This window comes from Pseudomonas sp. Pse35 (assembly GCF_024519715.1).
GTDB classification, from domain to species: domain Bacteria; phylum Pseudomonadota; class Gammaproteobacteria; order Pseudomonadales; family Pseudomonadaceae; genus Aquipseudomonas; species Aquipseudomonas paracarnis.
In genome coordinates this window covers 1-18,620 of sequence record NZ_JALJRP010000024.1, presented here as the reverse complement: position 1 = coordinate 18,620, position 18,620 = coordinate 1, and the positions used below count along the sequence as shown (strand labels likewise).

The 18,620-nt window shown below is 59.5% G+C and carries 20 protein-coding genes; 9 read left to right on the top strand and 11 right to left on the bottom strand.

What is annotated here, in order from left to right:
• Positions 1-19 precede the first annotated feature (19 nt).
• Both OC445_RS19345 and OC445_RS19340 read right to left on the bottom strand, forming a co-directional pair.
• On the bottom strand, positions 20-1,132 hold the full coding sequence (locus tag OC445_RS19345; RefSeq protein ID WP_089041293.1) for a TIGR00730 family Rossman fold protein: 1,113 nt from the start codon (positions 1,130-1,132) through the stop codon (positions 20-22).
• Positions 1,133-1,427: 295 nt separating this feature from the next.
• Positions 1,428-1,862 carry a PA3611 family quorum-sensing-regulated virulence factor gene (locus OC445_RS19340; RefSeq protein WP_034126491.1) on the bottom strand — a complete coding sequence of 145 codons (435 nt, stop codon included), beginning with the start codon at positions 1,860-1,862 and terminating at the stop codon, positions 1,428-1,430.
• Positions 1,863-2,040: 178 nt separating this feature from the next.
• Here OC445_RS19340 and OC445_RS19335 point away from each other — a divergent pair, with 178 nt between their 5' ends.
• The 3 genes from OC445_RS19335 to OC445_RS19325 all read left to right on the top strand — a co-directional run bounded on the left by OC445_RS19335 (position 2,041) and on the right by OC445_RS19325 (position 4,100).
• Positions 2,041-2,760, top strand: a complete 720-nt coding sequence (locus OC445_RS19335; RefSeq protein WP_198791400.1) for a tRNA-uridine aminocarboxypropyltransferase — start codon at positions 2,041-2,043, stop codon at positions 2,758-2,760.
• Between the two features lie 251 nt (positions 2,761-3,011).
• On the top strand, positions 3,012-3,662 hold the full coding sequence (gene erdR / locus OC445_RS19330; protein WP_003189050.1) for a response regulator transcription factor ErdR: 651 nt from the start codon (positions 3,012-3,014) through the stop codon (positions 3,660-3,662).
• Between the two features lie 75 nt (positions 3,663-3,737).
• Positions 3,738-4,100, top strand: a complete 363-nt coding sequence (locus OC445_RS19325) for a diacylglycerol kinase (protein ID WP_003189051.1) — start codon at positions 3,738-3,740, stop codon at positions 4,098-4,100.
• 3 nt (positions 4,101-4,103) lie between these two features.
• On the opposite strand, the gene OC445_RS19320 is transcribed toward OC445_RS19325, so the two are convergent.
• Entirely contained in the window at positions 4,104-5,030 is a 927-nt protein-coding gene (locus tag OC445_RS19320) for a LysR family transcriptional regulator (protein ID WP_003189054.1), read from the bottom strand.
• A 125-nt stretch (positions 5,031-5,155) separates the two neighbouring features.
• Between OC445_RS19320 and fpr the strand changes: the two genes are divergently transcribed.
• Complete coding sequence (gene fpr, locus OC445_RS19315) at positions 5,156-5,935, top strand: ferredoxin-NADP reductase (RefSeq protein WP_003189055.1); 780 nt, start codon at positions 5,156-5,158, stop codon at positions 5,933-5,935.
• Between the two features lie 181 nt (positions 5,936-6,116).
• On the opposite strand, the gene tsaA is transcribed toward fpr, so the two are convergent.
• The 7 genes from tsaA to OC445_RS19280 all read right to left on the bottom strand — a co-directional run bounded on the left by tsaA (position 6,117) and on the right by OC445_RS19280 (position 11,012).
• Positions 6,117-6,812, bottom strand: coding sequence for a tRNA (N6-threonylcarbamoyladenosine(37)-N6)-methyltransferase TrmO (tsaA, locus tag OC445_RS19310; RefSeq protein WP_054917804.1), 696 nt, complete (start codon positions 6,810-6,812; stop codon positions 6,117-6,119).
• A 3-nt stretch (positions 6,813-6,815) separates the two neighbouring features.
• Positions 6,816-7,277, bottom strand: a complete 462-nt coding sequence (locus OC445_RS19305) for a DUF1456 family protein (protein ID WP_005785469.1) — start codon at positions 7,275-7,277, stop codon at positions 6,816-6,818.
• Positions 7,278-7,345: 68 nt separating this feature from the next.
• Positions 7,346-8,056, bottom strand: a complete 711-nt coding sequence (locus OC445_RS19300; RefSeq protein WP_014717183.1) for an rRNA pseudouridine synthase — start codon at positions 8,054-8,056, stop codon at positions 7,346-7,348.
• Positions 8,057-8,263: 207 nt separating this feature from the next.
• Positions 8,264-8,734 carry a GNAT family N-acetyltransferase gene (locus tag OC445_RS19295; RefSeq protein ID WP_072447648.1) on the bottom strand — a complete coding sequence of 157 codons (471 nt, stop codon included), beginning with the start codon at positions 8,732-8,734 and terminating at the stop codon, positions 8,264-8,266.
• Positions 8,735-8,834: 100 nt separating this feature from the next.
• The gene (gene rimO, locus OC445_RS19290) at positions 8,835-10,175 is read right to left on the bottom strand and encodes a 30S ribosomal protein S12 methylthiotransferase RimO (protein WP_003231334.1); all 1,341 of its coding nucleotides are present in this window, start codon (positions 10,173-10,175) and stop codon (positions 8,835-8,837) included.
• Between the two features lie 181 nt (positions 10,176-10,356).
• The gene (locus OC445_RS19285) at positions 10,357-10,692 is read right to left on the bottom strand and encodes an addiction module antidote protein (RefSeq protein WP_262020287.1); all 336 of its coding nucleotides are present in this window, start codon (positions 10,690-10,692) and stop codon (positions 10,357-10,359) included.
• Positions 10,689-11,012 carry a type II toxin-antitoxin system RelE/ParE family toxin gene (locus OC445_RS19280; RefSeq protein ID WP_198791163.1) on the bottom strand — a complete coding sequence of 108 codons (324 nt, stop codon included), beginning with the start codon at positions 11,010-11,012 and terminating at the stop codon, positions 10,689-10,691. Before OC445_RS19280 ends, OC445_RS19285 begins: the two co-directional genes overlap by 4 nt.
• Positions 11,013-11,426: 414 nt before the next feature.
• Between OC445_RS19280 and OC445_RS19275 the strand changes: the two genes are divergently transcribed.
• From OC445_RS19275 to OC445_RS19260, 4 genes are all read left to right on the top strand, one after another.
• Positions 11,427-13,328 (top strand): potassium transporter Kup, encoded by a 1,902-nt coding sequence (locus OC445_RS19275; RefSeq protein ID WP_014717187.1) that lies wholly within the window; start codon positions 11,427-11,429, stop codon positions 13,326-13,328.
• Between the two features lie 126 nt (positions 13,329-13,454).
• Complete coding sequence (locus tag OC445_RS19270) at positions 13,455-14,561, top strand: NADH:flavin oxidoreductase/NADH oxidase (RefSeq protein ID WP_034126499.1); 1,107 nt, start codon at positions 13,455-13,457, stop codon at positions 14,559-14,561.
• Between the two features lie 103 nt (positions 14,562-14,664).
• Entirely contained in the window at positions 14,665-15,201 is a 537-nt protein-coding gene (locus OC445_RS19265; RefSeq protein WP_197900801.1) for a GNAT family N-acetyltransferase, read from the top strand.
• Between the two features lie 204 nt (positions 15,202-15,405).
• Positions 15,406-15,591 carry a hypothetical protein gene (locus OC445_RS19260; protein WP_014717190.1) on the top strand — a complete coding sequence of 62 codons (186 nt, stop codon included), beginning with the start codon at positions 15,406-15,408 and terminating at the stop codon, positions 15,589-15,591.
• Between the two features lie 53 nt (positions 15,592-15,644).
• Here the strand turns inward: OC445_RS19260 and OC445_RS19255 are convergent, their stop codons facing one another.
• Positions 15,645-17,270: a glucan biosynthesis protein D gene (locus tag OC445_RS19255; protein WP_054897106.1), complete on the bottom strand. Its 1,626-nt coding sequence runs from the start codon at positions 17,268-17,270 to the stop codon at positions 15,645-15,647.
• A gap of 304 nt (positions 17,271-17,574) precedes the next feature.
• Here OC445_RS19255 and OC445_RS19250 point away from each other — a divergent pair, with 304 nt between their 5' ends.
• Positions 17,575-18,282, top strand: a complete 708-nt coding sequence (locus tag OC445_RS19250) for a tellurite resistance TerB family protein (protein ID WP_198791162.1) — start codon at positions 17,575-17,577, stop codon at positions 18,280-18,282.
• Positions 18,283-18,620 lie beyond the last annotated feature (338 nt).

Here is an 18,620-nt window from a genome sequence, read left to right as displayed (position 1 = left end):
CCTTTTTTTTTGCAAAAAATCACGCTGTTTCTGGTGTCATCCGTTGCTGTGCCTTGCCCTGGGCCTGTGCCCAGTTCTCCGGCAGGTTGATGTAATCCACCAACTCCCGCAATCGCCCCTGATCGCGACCGTTGAAATTGAACACCAAACGCGTCAAATGGCTGAACCTCGGTTCGTCATGGTCTTCGCCCGTATAGGCGAGTTGCTGGAACTCGCCACTGAGCCGCAGGCTGGCAAACGCTTGCTGCATATGGGCCAGGGCGCGGTCACTCAGTGGATGATTCATGCGCACCACAAACTCACGCTTAAGCCAACGGGTGGAGTGGAAGTTGGCGTAGAACTGGTTGATTTCGTCCACCGCCTCTTCGGCGCTGTAGACCAGGCGGACCAGTTTGAGGTCGGTGGGCAGGATGTAGCGATTGGCTTCCAGCTGGCTGCGGATGAAATCCAGGGCGCCTTGCCAGAATCCACCGCCCGGCGCATCCAGTAGCACTACCGGCACCAGCGGGCTCTTGCCGGTCTGGATCAGGGTCAGCACTTCCAATGCCTCGTCGAGGGTGCCGAAGCCGCCAGGGCACAACACCAGCGCGTCGGCTTCTTTGACGAAGAACAGCTTACGGGTAAAGAAGAAGTGGAATGACAGCAGGTTGTCGGTGCCATCAATGGTTGGGTTGGCATGCTGTTCAAAGGGCAGGGTGATATTGAACCCCAGGCTGTGCTCCAGGCCCGCGCCTTCGTGGGCTGCGGCCATGATCCCGCCACCGCCACCGGTGATGACCATCAGGTCGGAACGTGCTAACGTCGCACCCACCTCTCGGGCCAGCGCATACAGCGGGCTTTCCACTGGCGTACGCGCCGAGCCGAATACCGTGACTTTGCGCCGGCCCTTGAATTGTTCGAGCACCCGAAAGGCATGGTCCAGTTCACGGATGGCACGCAGGGTGATCTTGGCGTTCCAGCGATCACGGTCGTCCTGGGCCATGCGCAGGACGGTGAGGATCATGTCTCGATAAAGAGGGATATTCGGGCTGTTGGGGGCGATCAACTGAATTTGTGCGTCGACCTGCTGAGTGAGGTCGGTCCCGTTTTCTTCAAAATGACGAAGCAGCAAATCATTCGATTCATAAGGCATTCAATTTCTCCTTCTTTACAGGGCCTGGGTAGTCGACGAGAACGTCGCCTGGGCCACGACACTGCTTGTGTCGCGGCATGCCGCAAGAGGGCAGGCCTTTTTTTGCCCTGAAAATATGACAGAACAGCATTAAAAACTGTGGTGGGCGGGCATCTGGGATGAACTGATCATGGGCCGAAAAACCCTTGGCTGGCAACCGCTTATTGGGGGTTCATTACGCAGTTTAGTCGTTGGTGGCAAACGCAGAGGAAGCGTGCGCGCCGCTGGGAAGCAGCGCGGGAGGGTCAAGCAGGGGTTACTTTTTCTTTTTCGCCGGAGCCGGGCAATCGGCCTCTGCGAACTTGACCGAAGCCACCGGCCGATTGGTCTTGTTCTCGGTGATTTCGTAGCGCATCACCGCGCCCTTGGCCATCAGCTCGCGGTAGCCCGGGTTGGTGCACACACTGCGGCCCAGCTGGAAATACACAGCCTTGGGGTTGGCGCGCATCTGTTCGGCACGGTCAGGCAGCACGCTGAGGTGATCGATCAGTTGCATCCCTTCAACGGTGTAGGCGACTTCCAGGGTTTTTTCATCGATTTCCCGGGGCAGGTCCTTGTTGCTTTCGGCCGCGACGCTTTGCAGCTTCTTGTTCATTTGAGCCTCCAGCAGCGAGGCCGCGTGGGCGCCCATAGGCAAGACCAGCGCAAGGGCGACGGATGGGGCAACAAGGCGCAGCATGGAACGCAGCATGAAACTCTCCTGATTCGGTTACTGGTGCATAGACCAGCCACTGGGCTGTGCGTTCAGTGGCGCGCAATTATAGGTGAGCCCTTGCCACTACAGCCAGGCGTATCGCTGGTAAACTGCGGGACTTCTGTTTTTCACGAGTTTGTTCCGTGTCGATTTCTTCTACTGCGCCGCGTGCCCGATGAGTCACGCCGTCTCCCGTTTGCGTACCCAGCGTCTGGCGCGTGCCGTCAGGCCGTTTCTCAATCGGGGTTCCCGTGCTGAGCGCTGTCCCGGCTGTCGGGTCATTCCTGAGTACTGCCTGTGTGCCTGGCGGCCTCAGGTAGAAGCCAAGTCCGCCATGTGCCTATTGATGCATGACGTTGAACCGATGAAGCCCAGTAACACGGGCTGGCTGATCGCCGATGTCATACACGACACCACCGCATTCGCCTGGTCGCGTACCGAAGTCGACCCCGAGTTGCTCAGGTTGCTGGCCGACCCGCAGTGGCAACCCTACATCGTATTTCCCGGTGAATTCGTGGCGCCGCAACGGGTGGTGAGTGAAGTGCGCGTGGAGGAGGGCAAGCGCCCACTGTTCATCCTGCTGGACGGCACCTGGAGCGAAGCGCGCAAGATGTTTCGCAAAAGTCCCTATCTGGAACATTTGCCGGTGCTGAGCCTGGCGCCCGAGCAGTTGTCGCGTTACAAGCTACGGCGCTCCAAGCGCGATGACCATTTCTGCACGGCCGAGGTGGCGGCGCTATGCCTGGAACTGGCCGATGACCGGGCCGCCAGCGAAGTGCTGGATGCCTACCTCGATGTGTTCAGCACCCATTACCTGGCTGCCAAGTTCCAACTGCCACTGGATGCGGCAGACACCGTGCATACCCGCCTTGCACCCTACATCCCGGCGGTATAGCCAGACGACGTTTGCATGATGGCACTGTAAGCCCGCAACCCGCTAAAATCCCCACGGGCGTAGTGCTTGACCCTCCAGGCTACGCTGGGCATGCTGTGCGCCGATTGGGCGCAACCGTGAATTATCGACGTCGTTTCATGTGTTTTTGACGTTGAGCGGGCCCTGTGGCGATCGCTGCCCGGCCGTCGCCTCGTGTATTGGTGAACCCTGAACCCATCAGGGCTCCCATAAAAAACAGGATCATTTAACCAATGGCCACATACGAAATCCTGATTGCCGATGACCACCCGCTGTTTCGCAGCGCACTGCATCAGGCCGTAACCCTGGGCCTTGGCCCCGATGTACGTTTGGTCGAAGTAGCCAGCATTGCCGAACTGGAAGCCCGCCTGACTGAAAAATCCGACTGGGACCTGGTGTTGCTCGACCTGAACATGCCGGGCGCCTACGGTTTTTCAGGGCTGGTGCTGCTGCGTGGCCAATACCCGCAGATCCCCGTGGTGATGGTGTCGGCCCAGGAAGAAGCCGACGTGGTGGTGCGCTCCAAGGAGTTTGGCGCCAGCGGTTTCATTCCCAAGTCCAGCGCGATGGAAGATATCCAGAAAGCCGTGCGCACGGTGTTGGACGGCGATGTGTCCTGGCCACCCCAGGCGTTTGAAGAAATCAATGTGTCCGACGAAGCCAAGGCTGCCCGCGATGGACTGGCCAGCTTGACGCCCCAGCAGTTCCGGGTATTGACCATGGTTTGCGAAGGTTTGTTGAACAAGCAGATTGCCTACGAGTTGAGTGTGTCGGAAGCGACCATCAAGGCCCACGTTACGGCGATTTTCCGTAAGTTGGGCGTGCGTACGCGCACTCAGGCGGCGTTGCTTTTGCAGCAACTTGAGTCAATCTCGCAACATTAAGTTACAGCCGCTTCACGCTTTTTTGACTTTGCGTGATCTAGCTTCCCCACTTCTTTGGTTCAGTTGCCTACATCTATGTCGCCTTTCAAGGGTCAAACCGGTATCAAACGTATCTTCAACGCAGGGGGCTATTCCCTGGATGGCCTGCGTGCGGCTTTCACTGGCGAGGCGGCATTCCGCCAGTTGGTGTTGCTGAACGTCATCCTGATCCCCTTGAGCTTTTTCCTGCAGGTCAGCCGGGTTGAACGGGCGCTGCTGATTGCAGTGTGTTTGTTGGCGCTGATCGTCGAATTGCTCAACTCAGCGGTAGAAGCGGCCATTGACCGTATTTCCCTGGACCGCCACCCGCTGTCAAAAAACGCCAAGGACATGGGCAGCGCCGCGCAATTCGTGGCACTGACCATGATCACCCTGGTATGGGCGGTGATCCTGATCTGAGGATCACGCGATACTCGGCAGTACGATCTCGTCGCTGCGCTGCACCCCAGCGGTGAAAGCGCGGCATAGTTCGAGAAACTCGCGCATCGCCGAGGTCTGGTACTTCTGCTTGTGCCAGATGAAGTAGAACTGCCGGGCCAGGTCCAGGTCCGGGGTTTCTACCGGCACCAGGCTGCCACGGCGGAAGGCATCACGCAGCGCCAGCCGCGAAATGCAGCCAATCCCCAAGCCTGACTCCACAGCTCGCTTGATTGCCTCGGTGTGTTCCAACTCCAGGCGGATATTCAGTGCGCTACGGTGGTGACGCATAGCCTGGTCGAAGGTCAGGCGCGTGCCCGAGCCTTGTTCTCGCAGGATCCACGCTTCGTGGGTCAACTCGTCCATGGTGGCCACGCCACGCTTGGCCAAATGATGCTGGGGCGCACAGAACACCACCAGCTCATCTTCTACCCACGTCTGCACCTCGATATCCGGGTGGCTGCAGTCGCCTTCGATTAGACCCAGGTCAATTTCGTAGTGGGCAACCTGATGCACGATATGGGCAGTGTTCTGCACGTGCAGCTTTACCTGGCTCTCGGGGTGTTGCTGCATAAAGCTGCCAATCAGTAGCGTCGCCAGGTAATTGCCGATGGTCAGGGTGGCGCCGACTGCCAGGGAGCCGAAGCCGGATTTGCCGTTGAGCAGGTCTTCTATCTCCTTGGCCTGGTCCAGCAGCGCCACCGCTTGGGGTAGCAACTGATGGCCGAGGGCGTTGAGGCTCAGGCGTTTGCCGGCGCGATCGAATAATTGGCAGCTGGATTGACGCTCCAGCTCGGTAATCGAGGTGCTGGCGGCGGATTGAGATAAGGCCAGAAGGCCAGCAGCGCGCGAGACGCTTTCCTGCTGGGCGACGGCGACGAAAACTTGCAGTTGACGGAGAGTAAATCGCATATCGATATAACCGATAACCCTTATCTTAATAATCCAGTTAACAGATATTGTCGCCGCCATTAGAATGCTGTGCAATTGCGCATCCATACCTTTGGCGCAGACCCATTTCCAGGAGTCCCCCGTACATGAGCAACATGAACCACGAGCGTGTCCTCAGTGTTCATCACTGGAACGACACTCTGTTCAGCTTCAAGTGCACCCGCGATCCGGGCCTGCGCTTCGAGAACGGTCAGTTCGTGATGATCGGCCTGCAACAACCCAACGGCCGCCCGCTCATGCGCGCTTACTCCATTGCCAGCCCGAACTGGGAAGAGCATCTGGAGTTCTTCAGCATCAAGGTGCCCGATGGCCCGCTGACTTCCCAATTGCAGCATTTGAAGGAAGGCGACGAGATCATCATCAGCAAAAAACCGACGGGCACTCTGGTGCTTGACGATTTGAAGCCGGGCAAACACCTGTACCTGCTCAGCACCGGTACTGGCCTCGCTCCATTCATGAGCGTGATCCAGGACCCGGAGACCTATGAGCGTTTCGAAAAAGTGATCCTGTGCCACGGCGTGCGCTACGTCAACGAAGTCGCCTACCGCGAATTCATCACCGAGCACCTGCCGCAGAACGAGTTCTTCGGTGAGGCCCTGCGTGACAAGTTGATCTACTACCCGACCGTGACCCGCGAGCCGTTCGAAAACGAAGGCCGCCTGACCGACCTGATGCGCAGCGGCAAGCTGTTCAGCGACATCGGCCTGCCGCCAATCAATCCCGAGGACGACCGCGCCATGCTGTGCGGCAGCCCAAGCATGTTGGACGAGACCAGCGAAGTGTTGAACAGCTTTGGCCTCAAGGTTTCGCCACGGATGCGTGAGCCGGGTGACTACCTGATCGAGCGTGCGTTCGTCGAGAAGTGACTTCGGGTCACTTGTAGGAGCGAGCTTGCTCGCGAAGAACGCCAACGATAACGCTGGCATCTTGACTGAACGCGGTGCCTGCTCGTTTTTCGCGAGCAAGCTCGCTCCTACAGTCGAATGCGTTGCAAAGAAAAGCCCGCGTTGCCTGTGAAGGCAGCGCGGGCTTTTGCGTTTCTGCGAATTACTGCGCCGAAACCACTTCCAGCACACAAATCATCCCCGGCTCCGGGTAGTGCCAGCGCACATCCACATCCCAGAACCGCACACCGTATTCGCGTTCCGACGTCGGAACCTGATACGCCGGCCGCGGGTCCTGTGCCAGGCACTGTTCAATCAGCTCCACCAACGGTTCACCAAGGCGCTGTGCATGGCCTTGCGCCTGTTGCAGTGCAGCCTTGAGCCATTGCACGCCGATCAGCGCGGGCGCATCGCTGGCGATGTCGTTGGTGGCGGCATCCACGATATCGGCATAAGGCACATACGGCTTGATATCCAACACCGGCGTGCCATCGAGCAAATCTATGCCGGAAATCCACAGGCGCCCCGGTTCCACCTTGTCCAGCTTCACCACCGACTGGCCGATGCCATTGGGGCGATGGGTTGCGCGGGTGGCAAACACGCCCATGGACGTATTGCCGCCCAGGCGTGGCGGGCGCACTTTCAGGCGTGGCTTGTCTTCCAGGGCCTGATGAAACAGAAACAGCAGCCACACATGGCTGACCTGCTCCAGCCCCTGCACCGCCTCACCCTGGTCGAACGGCGCCACCAGCTCCAGCACGCCACGGGCAGCCGGTGCCAGTTGCGGTTGGCGCGGGATGGCGAACTTCTCCTTGAAACAGGAGCGTACGAAGCCGACGGGCGAGACCTGGTAACTCATGGCTTAGGCACGGACCCGCAAGGTCAGGCCCTTGAGGAAGTTGCGCAGCAACTGATCGCCACAGGTGCGGTAGTTGGTATGACCAAACTTGCGGAACAGCGCGCTCAGCTCTGGCTTGGACACCGGGAACTCCGCCGCCTTGAGGATTGCATGCATGTCGTCTTCCTTCAGTTCGAAGGCCACGCGCAGCTTTTTCAGGATGATGTTGTTGGTCACCGGGGTTTCGATCGGCTGCGGCGGGCGGCTTTCGTCCTTGCCGCGCTTGAAAATCACCAAGCCATCGAGGAAGTGAGCCATGACTTCATCCGGGCAGAACACGAAGCCTTCTTCCTCATCTTTCTTGAGGTAGGTCAGCAGGTCTTCCTTGGTCACGTCCATGCCGCCGAGCTTGATGATCTCGACCATCTTGTTGTCGCTGATGTCGAGCATGTAGCGCACGCTGCGCAGTACGTCGTTGTGAATCATGATGGGCAATCCTGGTATTCAACTGATGACACCGCCGGAATCAGGCGGTGTCGGGAAAAGGGAACGGCTTAAAACTTTTCTTTGCCGGACAGGTAACGCCATTGGCCCACTGGCACCTTGCCAATGGACACGCCGCCGATGCGGATGCGGCGGATGGCGATGACTTTCAGGCCAACGGCTTCGCAGAACAGCGCGATCACGCCGGGTTGCGGGTTTTTCATCGCAAAGCGCAGGCGGTTCTCGTTCTGCCAGCTGGCTTTGACGGCAGGCAGCTCTTTGCCTTTGTAGGTCAGGCCGTGGTTCAAGCGGTTAAGGCCGTGGGCAACCATGTCGCCTTCGACTTCCACCACGTATTCCTGCTCGATCTTGGCGGCATCGGCGGTCAACTTGCGCAGAATCTTCCAGTCTTGGGTGAACACTAGCAGGCCACTGGCCTTGGCTTGCAGGTCGGCGCTGGCGCTCAGGCGCAGAAAGTGCCCCTTGAGCGGGCGCTTGCCGAAGCGGTGCTCTTCAGAAAGGGTTTCGGCGCTGATCGAGGCCATGGCGGTTTCAGCATCCATGCCTGCGGGGGCGTGCATCAGGATGGTCACCGGCTCTGGCGCGGTGGCTTTAGCTTCCGGGTCCAGCTCGACCTTCTCGTCAGTGACCTTGAACTGCGGCTCGTCGATCACTTCGCCGTCCACCGAGACCCAGCCGCCTTCGATAAACAACTCAGCCTCCCGACGGGAGCAACCGACCAGTTCGATAAGGCGTTTGGAGAGGCGTATGGGGTCAGTCATGACAAGGGCCGTAACAAAAGGGGGCCACTATTGTACCTGCCTGGCGCCGGTTAATCCCGGCCCCATTTCAGCACATGGGCCATAACAATTACTTAACTGACACAACACGGGTTAAATGTGGGAGCTGGCTTGCCTGCGATGGCGGTATACCAGCACCGGATGGGTAGACTGACCCGACGCCTTCGCAGGCAAGCCAGCTCCCACAGTTCAGGCATTACGGGCCTGTTGCTGCTGGCGCAGACGCAGGTGCAACAACGGATAAGGCTGCCCAAGCCCATCATGGTCCGTTCGCCCGATCACCTCGAAGCCTTGCTTGAGGTAAAAACCCAGGGCCTGGGGGTTCTGTTCGTTGACGTCCAGTTCATCGGCGTTCATGTGTTCGATCGCGTAGCCCAGCAATTGCCGGCCCAGCCCCTGGCCACGGTAGCGCGGGTCGATAAACAGCATTTCCACCTTGCCCGCCGACACCCCGGCGAAGCCGGTAATGTGCTGGCGCACGTCCTTGGTGCAGATCAGCATGACCGCATCGAGATAGCGGCTCAGCACCAGGTTTTTCAACATGTCGATATAGCTGTCCGGGAGGAAGTCGTGGGTGGCGCGTACCGAGTCCTCCCAGATCTGCACCAGGCGTGCGTAGTCGCTGGTTTTAGGTGTGTGAATAACCGAATGCTGACGCATGCCCGCTGTCCCTTGCTGTATTCGGGGTTGATGGACAATACGATAGACCTAAAAAAGCCCCGCATCTTCTCAGAGGCGAGGCTTTTTTATCACCGTGCGATCAGTCGCGCTTTTCAGCCCACAAGTCGTACTCGTCGGCGTCGGTCACGGTGCACCAGACTTTGTCACCCGGCTTCAGGCCGCTGGCATCGTCGATAAATACGTTACCGTCGATTTCTGGGGCGTCGAAGAAGCAACGACCTACCGCGCCTTGCTCGTCGACTTCATCGATCAGCACTTCGATTTCCTTGCCGATGCGCAGTTGCAGGCGTGCCGAGCTGATGGCCTGCTGGTGCGCCATGAAGCGCTCCCAACGGTCTTGCTTGACGTCGTCCGGTACCACGGCCAAGTCCAGCAGGTTGGCCGGTGCACCTTCCACCGGCGAGTACTGGAAGCAACCGACGCGGTCTAGCTGCGCTTCGGTCAGCCAGTCCAACAGGTACTGGAAGTCTTCCTCGGTCTCGCCGGGGAAACCGACGATGAAGGTGGAGCGGATGATCAGCTCCGGGCAGATCTCGCGCCAGTTCTTGATGCGTGCCAGGGTCTTGTCTTCAAACGCCGGGCGTTTCATCGCCTTGAGCACTTTCGGGCTGGCGTGCTGGAACGGGATGTCCAGGTACGGCAGGATCTTGCCGGCGGCCATCAACGGGATCAACTCGTCCACGTGCGGGTACGGGTAAACATAGTGCAGGCGCACCCACACGCCCAGGCTGCTGAGGGCTTCGCACAGCTCGGTCATGCGGGTTTTCACCGGCGCGCCGTTCCAGAAACCGGTGCGGTATTTCACATCGACGCCGTAGGCGCTGGTGTCCTGGGAGATCACCAGCAGCTCCTTGACGCCAGACTTGACCAGGCGCTGGGCCTCGTCGAGCACATCACCCACCGGGCGACTTACCAGTTTGCCGCGCATCGACGGAATGATGCAGAAGCTGCAGCTGTGGTTGCAGCCTTCGGAAATCTTCAGGTACGCGTAGTGACGCGGGGTCAGCTTGATGCCTTGAGGCGGCACCAGGTCGATCAGCGGATTGTGATCCTGGCGTGGCGGCACCACCTCGTGCACAGCGTTGACCACTTGCTCGTACTGCTGCGGGCCGGTCACCGCCAGCACACTCGGGTGCACGTTACGGATATTGCCTTCTTCCACACCCATGCAGCCGGTCACGATGACCTTGCCATTTTCCTTGATGGCTTCGCCGATCACTTCCAGGGATTCGGCCTTGGCCGAGTCGATGAAGCCGCAGGTGTTGACCACCACCACATCGGCGTCCTGGTAAGTGGACACGACGTCGTAGCCTTCCATACGCAATTGCGTGAGGATGCGCTCGGAGTCGACAAGCGCCTTCGGGCAACCCAGGGAAACAAAGCCAACCTTAGGGTTGGCTTTTGCGATGGTGGTGGACATGTCTAACCTCGGTATTGAATGACGCTGCCGGTCGTGCACGACAAGGCAACGGATGGGCGCTTGGTGCGCCTCTGATCAAAAAGTGCGCAATTCTATCGGCGGGCAGCGCACTTGACCAGCTTTATGCAGGGAAATACGACGAGTGCTGCGCCGGGTAATCCCCATAGCTACTGGCGCGCGCTTAAGCCTGGACGTCTTGTTCTGTTCGGTGCGATACCACTTTAGACATGCCCACACCTAACGCCTGGAGGACTTTGAGCAAAGTGGAGAGCTTAGGATCACCGCCGACGCCGATGGACCTGTAGAGGTTTGCTCGATTGAGTCCTGTGTTCTGCGACAAGCTGAGCATCCCACCACGAGCTTCCGCCACTCGACGGATAGCGACAAGGAAAGCGTCCTCGCCACCGGCTTCATCTATTTCCTCAAGCGTGACAGATAAATATTCGAGGGCAAATGCCTCGTCGTTGCGAAGCATTTCCAGAACGCTATCTTCGTGCGGGCGGGTACGAATGGTCATTTTTGCTGCACCTTGTAAGATTTCCAGAGAGCCTTGGCCTGATCGATATCGTTCTGCTGTCTGGCCTTCGAACCACCGCCCAATAGAAAAATGATTTTTCGATCCTGGACTGCGTAATACGCGCGAAACCCCGGGCCGAAGTCGAGCTTCATCTCAAAGACCCCATCACCCACTGGCTCGGTAACGCCAAAGTGACCAAGGGACGCCCGATCCACTCTGGTGGTGATTCTTGCTTTCGAACGCGTGTCCTGCACTGTATCCAGCCAAGCCTGGTAGATATCCACGCCGTTGATTGACAGTACGTGTTTCACTTCGTACATGAGGAGTGTACCTTAAAAGAGACAGTCCGATAGTTGAGTTTTTATATCGACTGCGCGCCATGCGAATGCACGAATGACTGATCAGGTAATCCGGCCAAGGCGCTCCTGCTCACACCACCCACGCAGCACGACTGAGCCGGGCCAGGAATATACGGTTGGCCGTAAATGTGATCAATGAAGGCAAAAAGGCGCCAAAGTGCTGCTGTGCCCGCTATGACTGATTGCCTAAAACGACACCCCGTTCACTTGAACGGGGAAATACGACGAGTGCTGCGCTATGCTTCGCGCCGTTGCGCACGGGTAAAGCCCTTGGGTCAATAAAACGTCTGTTACGAGAAGTAAAACAGCGCATGCTAGGGTCAGCTTAGAAGCGCTGTTTATAAAAGACCTCAGGTCAAAGGGCAGGAGTGGTTGATGGGTCAGGCAAGTAGTCAGGCAGCAGGTGCCGAGCATTCAAAAGCCAAGCCGATTGGCATGCTGGTGGCGGCGGTCGGGGTGGTTTATGGTGATATCGGGACCAGCCCGCTCTACACCCTTAAAGAGGTGTTCAACGGCGGTTATGGGGTGCAGGTCAACCATGACGGTGTCTTGGGGATCCTGGCGCTGATCTTCTGGTCGCTGATCTGGGTGGTGTCGATCAAGTACGTATTGTTCGTGCTGCGTGCCGACAACCAGGGCGAGGGCGGCATCATGGCCCTCACCGCGTTGGCCCGGCGAGCTGCCGGGAAGCACACGAAATTGCGCAGTTTCCTGGTGGTGTGTGGCCTGTGTGGCGCGGCGTTGTTCTACGGCGACAGTATGATCACCCCGGCAATTTCGGTGTTGTCGGCCATCGAAGGCTTGGAACTGGCGTTCGACGGCCTGGAAAAATGGGTAGTGCCCATTGCCCTGGTGGTGCTGGTGGCACTGTTCCTGATCCAGAAACACGGCACCGACCGCATCGGCAAGCTGTTTGGCCCTGTGATGGTTACCTGGTTCCTGGTATTGGGCGGCCTGGGGGTGTACGGCATCCTGCAGCAGCCCGAAGTGCTCAATGCGCTGAATCCGGCATGGGGCGTGCGCTTCTTCATGGTTCACCCCGGTATTGGCGTGGCGATCCTCGGCGCGGTGGTGCTGGCATTGACCGGCGCTGAAGCGTTGTACGCCGACATGGGCCACTTCGGCCGCAAACCCATCGCCCGCGCCTGGTTCCTGCTGGTGCTGCCGGCGCTGGTGCTGAACTATTTTGGCCAGGGCGCGATGCTGCTGGGCGATCCGGAAGCGGCGCGCAACCCGTTCTACCTGCTGGCGCCGAGCTGGGCACTGGTCCCGTTGGTGGGCTTGTCCACCATGGCCACGGTGATTGCTTCCCAGGCGGTGATTTCCGGCGCGTTCTCGTTGACCCGCCAGGCAATCCAGCTGGGTTACATCCCGCGCATGCATATCCAGCACACCTCCAGTGCCGAACAGGGCCAGATCTACATCGGTGCAGTGAACTGGTCGTTGATGGTCGGCGTGATCCTGCTGGTGCTGGGTTTCGAATCCTCCGGCGCTCTGGCCTCGGCCTACGGTGTGGCGGTGACCGGCACCATGCTGATGACCACCATCCTGGTATCAGCGGTGATGCTGCTGCTGTGGAAATGGCCACCGGTGCTGGCCGTGCCGCTGTTGCTCTGCTGCCTGTTGGTGGATGGCCTGTTCTTCGCCGCCAACGCGCCGAAGATCCTCCAGGGCGGCGCCTTCCCGGTACTGGCGGGGATCGTGCTGTTCGTGCTGATGACCACCTGGAAGCGCGGCAAGCAATTGCTGGTCGGCCGTCTCGACGAGGGTGGCCTGCCGTTGCCGATCTTTATCAGCAGTATCCGCGTACAGCCGCCCCATCGCGTTCAGGGCACGGCGGTGTTCCTCACCGCGCGGCCCGACGCCGTGCCCCATGCGCTGTTGCACAACCTGCTGCATAACCAGGTGCTGCATGAGCAGGTGGTGCTGTTGACCGTGGTCTACGAAGACATTCCACGGGTGCCTGCGGCGCGACGCTTCGAGGTGGATGCCTATGGCGAAGGCTTCTTCCGGGTGATCCTGCACTTCGGGTTCACCGATGAACCGGACGTGCCTGAAGCGCTGAAACTGTGCCATCTGGATGACCTGGACTTCAGCCCGATGCGCACCACCTACTTCCTCAGCCGTGAAACGGTAATTGCCTCGCGCATCAAAGGCATGGCCCGTTGGCGTGAAGTGTTGTTTGCCTTCATGTTGAAAAACGCCAACGGCAACCTGCGGTTCTTCAAACTGCCGGTCAACCGTGTGATCGAGCTGGGCACCCAGGTCGAGATGTAAGGCGCTGCCTACCGGGAGTCGGCAATCGGCTCCCGCTTTCCTTTCTGAACCCTGTGCAAACGATGGTTGTCGACTAGGCTCTATGCACTGTTGAACAGTGCCCACAGAACCCAGAAGAGGTGCGCCATGAGTCAGCTGCTCGAACCTTATACCCTGCGCCAATTGACCCTGCTAAACCGCATCGCGGTTTCACCCATGTGCCAATACTCCAGCGACGATGGCCTGGCCAATGACTGGCACCTGGTGCACCTCGGCAGCCGGGCCGTAGGTGGCGCCGGGCTGATTTTTACCGAGGCCACGGCGGTGACCGCCGATGGCCGTATCACCGCCCAGGACCTGGGCCTGTGGAACGACACCCAGATCGAACCATTGCGGCGCATCACCCGTTTTATCGCGGCCCAGGGCGCGGTGGCGGGTATTCAATTGGCCCACGCCGGGCGCAAGGCCAGCACCCACCGGCCATGGATCGGCAAACACGGCAGCGTCAAGCCGGAGGAGGGCGGCTGGGTGCCGGTGGGGCCCTCGCCGATTGCCTTTGACCCCAATCACACCCAGCCCAAGCCACTGGACGAAGCACAGATCCAGCAAGTAATCGCCGACTTTGTCGCCGCCGCCAGGCGCGCCTTGACCGCAGGCTTTGAGGTGGTGGAAATCCATGCCGCCCACGGGTACCTGCTGCACCAGTTTCTCTCGCCGATCAGCAACCAGCGTCAGGACCACTACGGCGGCTCCTTCGAAAACCGCATTCGCCTCGTGCTGGAAGTCACCAAGGCCGTGCGCGCCGTGTGGCCTGAGGAGTTGCCGCTGTTTGTACGCGTGTCGGCCACCGATTGGGTGGAAGACGGCTGGAACCCGGATGAGACCGTGGAATTGGCGCGCCGCCTGAAAGACCTCGGGGTGGATCTGATCGACGTGTCGTCCGGTGGTACCGCCGCCAATGCCGAGATTCCCACCGGCCCCGGCTACCAGACGCGCTTCGCCGAGCGCGTGCGAAAGGAATCGGGCATCGCCACCGGCACGGTCGGCATGATTACCGAACCGGCCCAGGCCGAGCACATCCTGCGTACCTGCCAGGCTGACATTATTTTTCTGGCCCGTGAACTGCTGCGCGACCCGTACTGGCCGTTGCATGCCGACGATGACCTCGGCGGACGCAAAGCCATCTGGCCGGCGCAGTACCAGCGGGCAACCCATCGGGACCAGCCGATCCATGAGTCGGATCTGCGGGATTGACCCTACTTACCTCTGTGCCAAACCCACCCTGATACGGTGGGTTTTTTCTTGCTCGCGTTTATAGGAAGGCTGATCCTTGGCGGTTGTTAAGCAGGAGAAGCTTATGCTGGTGGAACGCGCGTTAACCGAAGACGATATCCCTTTGCTGGCAACCATCGATCGTACGGAGCTGATCCCGGCGTGCTATCGCATGGACTGCGGCGAACTGGTGTTGTATGCCACACATCATGACATGCACGGCTGGCCCGAAGGCGAGGCTGAACAGGATGCGGTGGCGCTGCGTGCCTGCCTCCAGCGCGGCGGGTGGTTATGGGGCGTATTCGACGGCCAGGTGCTGGTTGCCGCAGTGGTGGTGGACAATCGGCCGTTCCATCACCAGGGCCTGCTGATGCGGCAGCTGAAATTCCTGCATGTCAGCCACAGTGCCCGCGGTTCTGGCCTGGGCGGGCGGTTGTTGGCGCTGGCTTGCGAGCACGGCCGGCAAGTGGGGGCCCAAGCGCTCTATATCTCGGCGACGGAGTCGCGTAACACTGTGGACTTTTACCTGCGCCATGGTTGCCGTCTGTTGCAGCAACCCCACGCTGAGCTTTATGCGCAAGAACCGCTAGACATTCACCTGTATCGACCCCTGCGTGAGTAATGGCTGTAGGTTTTTATTACCGCCGTTATTTTTTAAGTTAATACTCTAAAAAAATCCCACGAATGATGAGATAGTTTCTACGCTAAGGGTAAGCCCGACTCCTGGCCCAGGGAGACAGGCGGTTGGTCCGCGAAGCCGTTGCGCTTCCCGGGAGTTTGGAAATGGGCACCAGGAGTGTTTGACTGATATCAGGAGTAGCGGTCCATGGCCAAGTCCTATGGCGTAGCGGGTGCGGTGGCGTCTTTTCTGAGCCGTCGGATGTCCTTGCGGGGTCGAAGGTTGAGTTCAGATGAGATGGAGTTGCTGGTGCAATACCGGGCGCTGACCGAGAGCGATCAGGTGGCGATGCGGTATCTGATTGGTGCGATGAAAAGCGTGTCGCGGTTCTAAGCCACCTGTGATCATTCCCACGCTGCGGCGTGGGAATGATCAGGCGGTTAGTTTCAGGTGTACTTGCGCTGCTCCGGTGCTGGCGGGAAGTACTGATACAGCCAGGTTTCACTCAGGGTGCGGTCCTGGGTTCGTATAAACAGGCGCAATTCGACGGGTTCCACGCTGTCGCTGGTGGGGTACCAGTCGAACAGGATGCGATAGCCCTTGATGTTATCCAGCACCAGCACGCTGAAATCCTTCACCTCACCATGGGAACAAGTCACCACCGGCTCGATGCCGGTGCCCGCTGGCAGGCGATCCAGGCCACCGCCCTTGAAGTCTACGGCGAAACGCCGCGCCCATACCTTCGGATAATGCTCGCCGGGTGCCCAGCCTTCGGTAAAGCCGCCCATGCCCGAACGGGTCGCGTCGACCTGTGCCAGCGGCGTGCTCACCGGCGGCAGTGCGCTCCAGTACAGCTTGTAGCCGTAGTTGAGCGAATCACCCGCGGCCACGGGCTTTTTCGGGGTCCAGAAGGCCACGATATTGTCCAGGGTTTCGCCAGTGGTGGGGATTTCCAGCAAGTCGATGGAGCCTTCGCCCCAGGCCGTGGTCGGTTCAACCCACAGGCTTGGGCGTTTGCTGTACCAGTCGACGGTGTCCTGGTAGCTGGCGAACTCATGGTCGGTCTGCACCAGGCCGAAGCCTTTGGGGTTGGTGTCGGCGAACGCGTTGAATTGCAGCTTGGCCGGGTTGTTCAGGGGCCGGCAGATCCACTCGCCGTTGCCGCGCCACATGGCCAGGCGGTCCGAGTCGTGGATTTGCGGGTGGATGGTGTCGCACATGCGGCGCTCATGGGTGCCGCAGCTGAACATACTGGTCATGGGCGCGATGCCCAGTTGCTCGATGGCGGTGCGCGCATTGATGTGCGCGTCGATCGCCATCACCACTTGGTTGGCCTGGCAGTCGATATCGAAGCGGTAGGCGCCGGTGGCGCTTGGCGAGTCGAGCAGGGCGTAGACCACAAAGCGCGTGGCGTTCTTGTCCGGAGTTTCGAACCAGAACTGCGTGAAATCGGGGAATTCCTCGCGTTTTTTCGCGTAGGTATCAATCGCCAGGCCACGCGCCGAGAGGCCGTACTGGCCGGTGGAATCCACCGCACGGAAGTAGCTGGCGCCGAGAAACGACAGCACGTCATGGCGGTCCAACTCCGGCGCCTTGAACAGCTTGAAGCCGGAGAAACCCAGGTCCCCGGTCAGTTGCTGGGTGTCCACCGTGGTTTTTTCATAGTTGAACAGTGAAGGGCGAAAATGCACTTCGCGGGCTTCACGGGTCTTTGGGTCGACGCTGTGCATACGCACCGGCGTCTTGAAGCCCATGCCGACGTGGAAGAACTGCACGTCCAGTTGGCCGTTCAACTCCTTCCACAGCGAATGGTTACGGTCATAGCCGATGGCGTTGAAATTCTGCGGGGTCATGGTGGCCAGGGTCGGCGGCAGCACCTGCTTAGTGTCCTGGTAGCCACGGGTGGCCAATTGCTTGGCCTGGGCCTTGAGCGATTCGAAATCGAACGCCACGGCCTTGCCATCGGCAGCCCGATTCCCGGCCCAGGCCTGCGCGGCCAGCAGGCCACTGGCCGACAAACCGGTGTAAGCCGCAATGGCCATGGATGCTTTGAGCAAATTCCTGCGGTGCATAGAGACAACCTGTCGTGAGCAAATCCCGCGCCGTTCCTGGCACGTATCGGATCAGAAATAACGGTTCGGACATGCCTTCGGCCAAACGCAACGGACAATAAACAGACGCCGGATAGCTTAAGCGGTTCGATGAACAAGGCAAATTGATTGATGGCGGGATGATGGCGTTGCATGTGCAACAAGACATTTCCAGCATCGCAGGAGGACGTTACATCTGGAAGCACTCTAGATCGCGGCTTTTTGGCACTTAGTTTTACGCTGGAGGCCTATTGGTCCTACGAACCCAAGTGTCTGGAGGCTACGAATGAATACCCGTGGATTGCTCGATCAGTTGCTCAAGTCTGGCCAGGACATGTTGCAAAACAAGGCCGGCGGCCAACGCAAATCCAATGACAAGGGCGCCCTCGGCGGCTTGCTCAGCGGTGGCGGGCTCGGCAGCATGCTCGGCGGTGCCGGCGGCGGCGCCCTGGCGGCGGGGGCCATGGGCTTGCTGCTGGGCAATAAGAAAGCCCGCAAATTCGGCGGCAAGGCGCTCACCTACGGCGGCTTGGCCGCACTGGGTGTGATTGCCTACAAGGCTTACGGCAACTGGCAAGCCCAGCAGGCCAGCGCGCCCCAAGGCGAGCCGCAAACCATCGACCGCCTGCCGGCTGACCAGGTGGAGCAACACAGCCAGGGCATTCTCAAGGCACTGGTGGCCGCGGCCAAGGCTGATGGGCATGTGGATGAGCGCGAGCGCGCCTTGATCGAAGGCGAATTTACCAAGCTGGACAACGACCACGAGCTGCAACACTGGCTGCACGCCGAACTCAACAAGCCCCTGGACCCAACCGACGTTGCCCGCGCCGCCAGCACCCCGGAAATGGCCGCCGAAATGTACATCGCCAGCGTGCTGCTGGTGGACGAAGAAAACTTCATGGAAAAAGCCTACCTGGACGAACTGGCACGCCAACTGAAACTTGAACCAGGCTTGAAGCTTGAGCTGGAAAAACAAGTACGGCTAAACGCATAAATAGGGCCACACGCCAGTCAAACCTGTGGGAGCGGGCTTGCCCGCGAATGCGGTGGGCCAGTCACTCTATTTCTGACTGACTGACTGACTGACTGACTCACGCCATCGCGGCATAGGCACCAACACCGTAACCACGATGCGAAGCGAGCCGCTCTTGATCTTGCTTTTGATCTGCTTGTGATCTTGATCTCAGGCGCCCCGTTAAACCACGCTGGCCGGAATTCGACAGGGATTTGGGGGGTAAACCGGCAGGGATGCCGGTTTAGCCGCCCCGCGCCATGGATGGCGCGTGGCGGCGGCCCCCCAAATCACTGGCGGATTACGGGCACACCGAGCCT

Excerpts from the sequence above, each read along its gene's own strand:
- OC445_RS19270 (WP_034126499.1), top strand. The coding sequence starts at position 13,455 with ATGAGTCAGCTGCTCGAACCTTATACCCTGCGCCAATTGACCCTGCTA.
- OC445_RS19250 (WP_198791162.1), top strand. The coding sequence starts at position 17,575 with ATGAATACCCGTGGATTGCTCGATCAGTTGCTCAAGTCTGGCCAGGAC.
- OC445_RS19340 (WP_034126491.1), bottom strand. The coding sequence starts at position 1,862 with ATGCTGCGTTCCATGCTGCGCCTTGTTGCCCCATCCGTCGCCCTTGCG.
- OC445_RS19320 (WP_003189054.1), bottom strand. The coding sequence starts at position 5,030 with ATGCGATTTACTCTCCGTCAACTGCAAGTTTTCGTCGCCGTCGCCCAG.
- OC445_RS19295 (WP_072447648.1), bottom strand. The coding sequence starts at position 8,734 with ATGCGTCAGCATTCGGTTATTCACACACCTAAAACCAGCGACTACGCA.
- OC445_RS19335 (WP_198791400.1), top strand. The coding sequence starts at position 2,041 with ATGAGTCACGCCGTCTCCCGTTTGCGTACCCAGCGTCTGGCGCGTGCC.
- OC445_RS19275 (WP_014717187.1), top strand. The coding sequence starts at position 11,427 with ATGGGTCAGGCAAGTAGTCAGGCAGCAGGTGCCGAGCATTCAAAAGCC.
- erdR (WP_003189050.1), top strand. The coding sequence starts at position 3,012 with ATGGCCACATACGAAATCCTGATTGCCGATGACCACCCGCTGTTTCGC.
- OC445_RS19285 (WP_262020287.1), bottom strand. The coding sequence starts at position 10,692 with ATGACCATTCGTACCCGCCCGCACGAAGATAGCGTTCTGGAAATGCTT.
- fpr (WP_003189055.1), top strand. The coding sequence starts at position 5,156 with ATGAGCAACATGAACCACGAGCGTGTCCTCAGTGTTCATCACTGGAAC.
- OC445_RS19325 (WP_003189051.1), top strand. The coding sequence starts at position 3,738 with ATGTCGCCTTTCAAGGGTCAAACCGGTATCAAACGTATCTTCAACGCA.
- tsaA (WP_054917804.1), bottom strand. The coding sequence starts at position 6,812 with ATGAGTTACCAGGTCTCGCCCGTCGGCTTCGTACGCTCCTGTTTCAAG.
- OC445_RS19345 (WP_089041293.1), bottom strand. The coding sequence starts at position 1,132 with ATGCCTTATGAATCGAATGATTTGCTGCTTCGTCATTTTGAAGAAAAC.
- OC445_RS19260 (WP_014717190.1), top strand. The coding sequence starts at position 15,406 with ATGGCCAAGTCCTATGGCGTAGCGGGTGCGGTGGCGTCTTTTCTGAGC.
- OC445_RS19300 (WP_014717183.1), bottom strand. The coding sequence starts at position 8,056 with ATGACTGACCCCATACGCCTCTCCAAACGCCTTATCGAACTGGTCGGT.
- rimO (WP_003231334.1), bottom strand. The coding sequence starts at position 10,175 with ATGTCCACCACCATCGCAAAAGCCAACCCTAAGGTTGGCTTTGTTTCC.
- OC445_RS19265 (WP_197900801.1), top strand. The coding sequence starts at position 14,665 with ATGCTGGTGGAACGCGCGTTAACCGAAGACGATATCCCTTTGCTGGCA.
- OC445_RS19255 (WP_054897106.1), bottom strand. The coding sequence starts at position 17,270 with ATGCACCGCAGGAATTTGCTCAAAGCATCCATGGCCATTGCGGCTTAC.
- OC445_RS19305 (WP_005785469.1), bottom strand. The coding sequence starts at position 7,277 with ATGATTCACAACGACGTACTGCGCAGCGTGCGCTACATGCTCGACATC.
- OC445_RS19280 (WP_198791163.1), bottom strand. The coding sequence starts at position 11,012 with ATGTACGAAGTGAAACACGTACTGTCAATCAACGGCGTGGATATCTAC.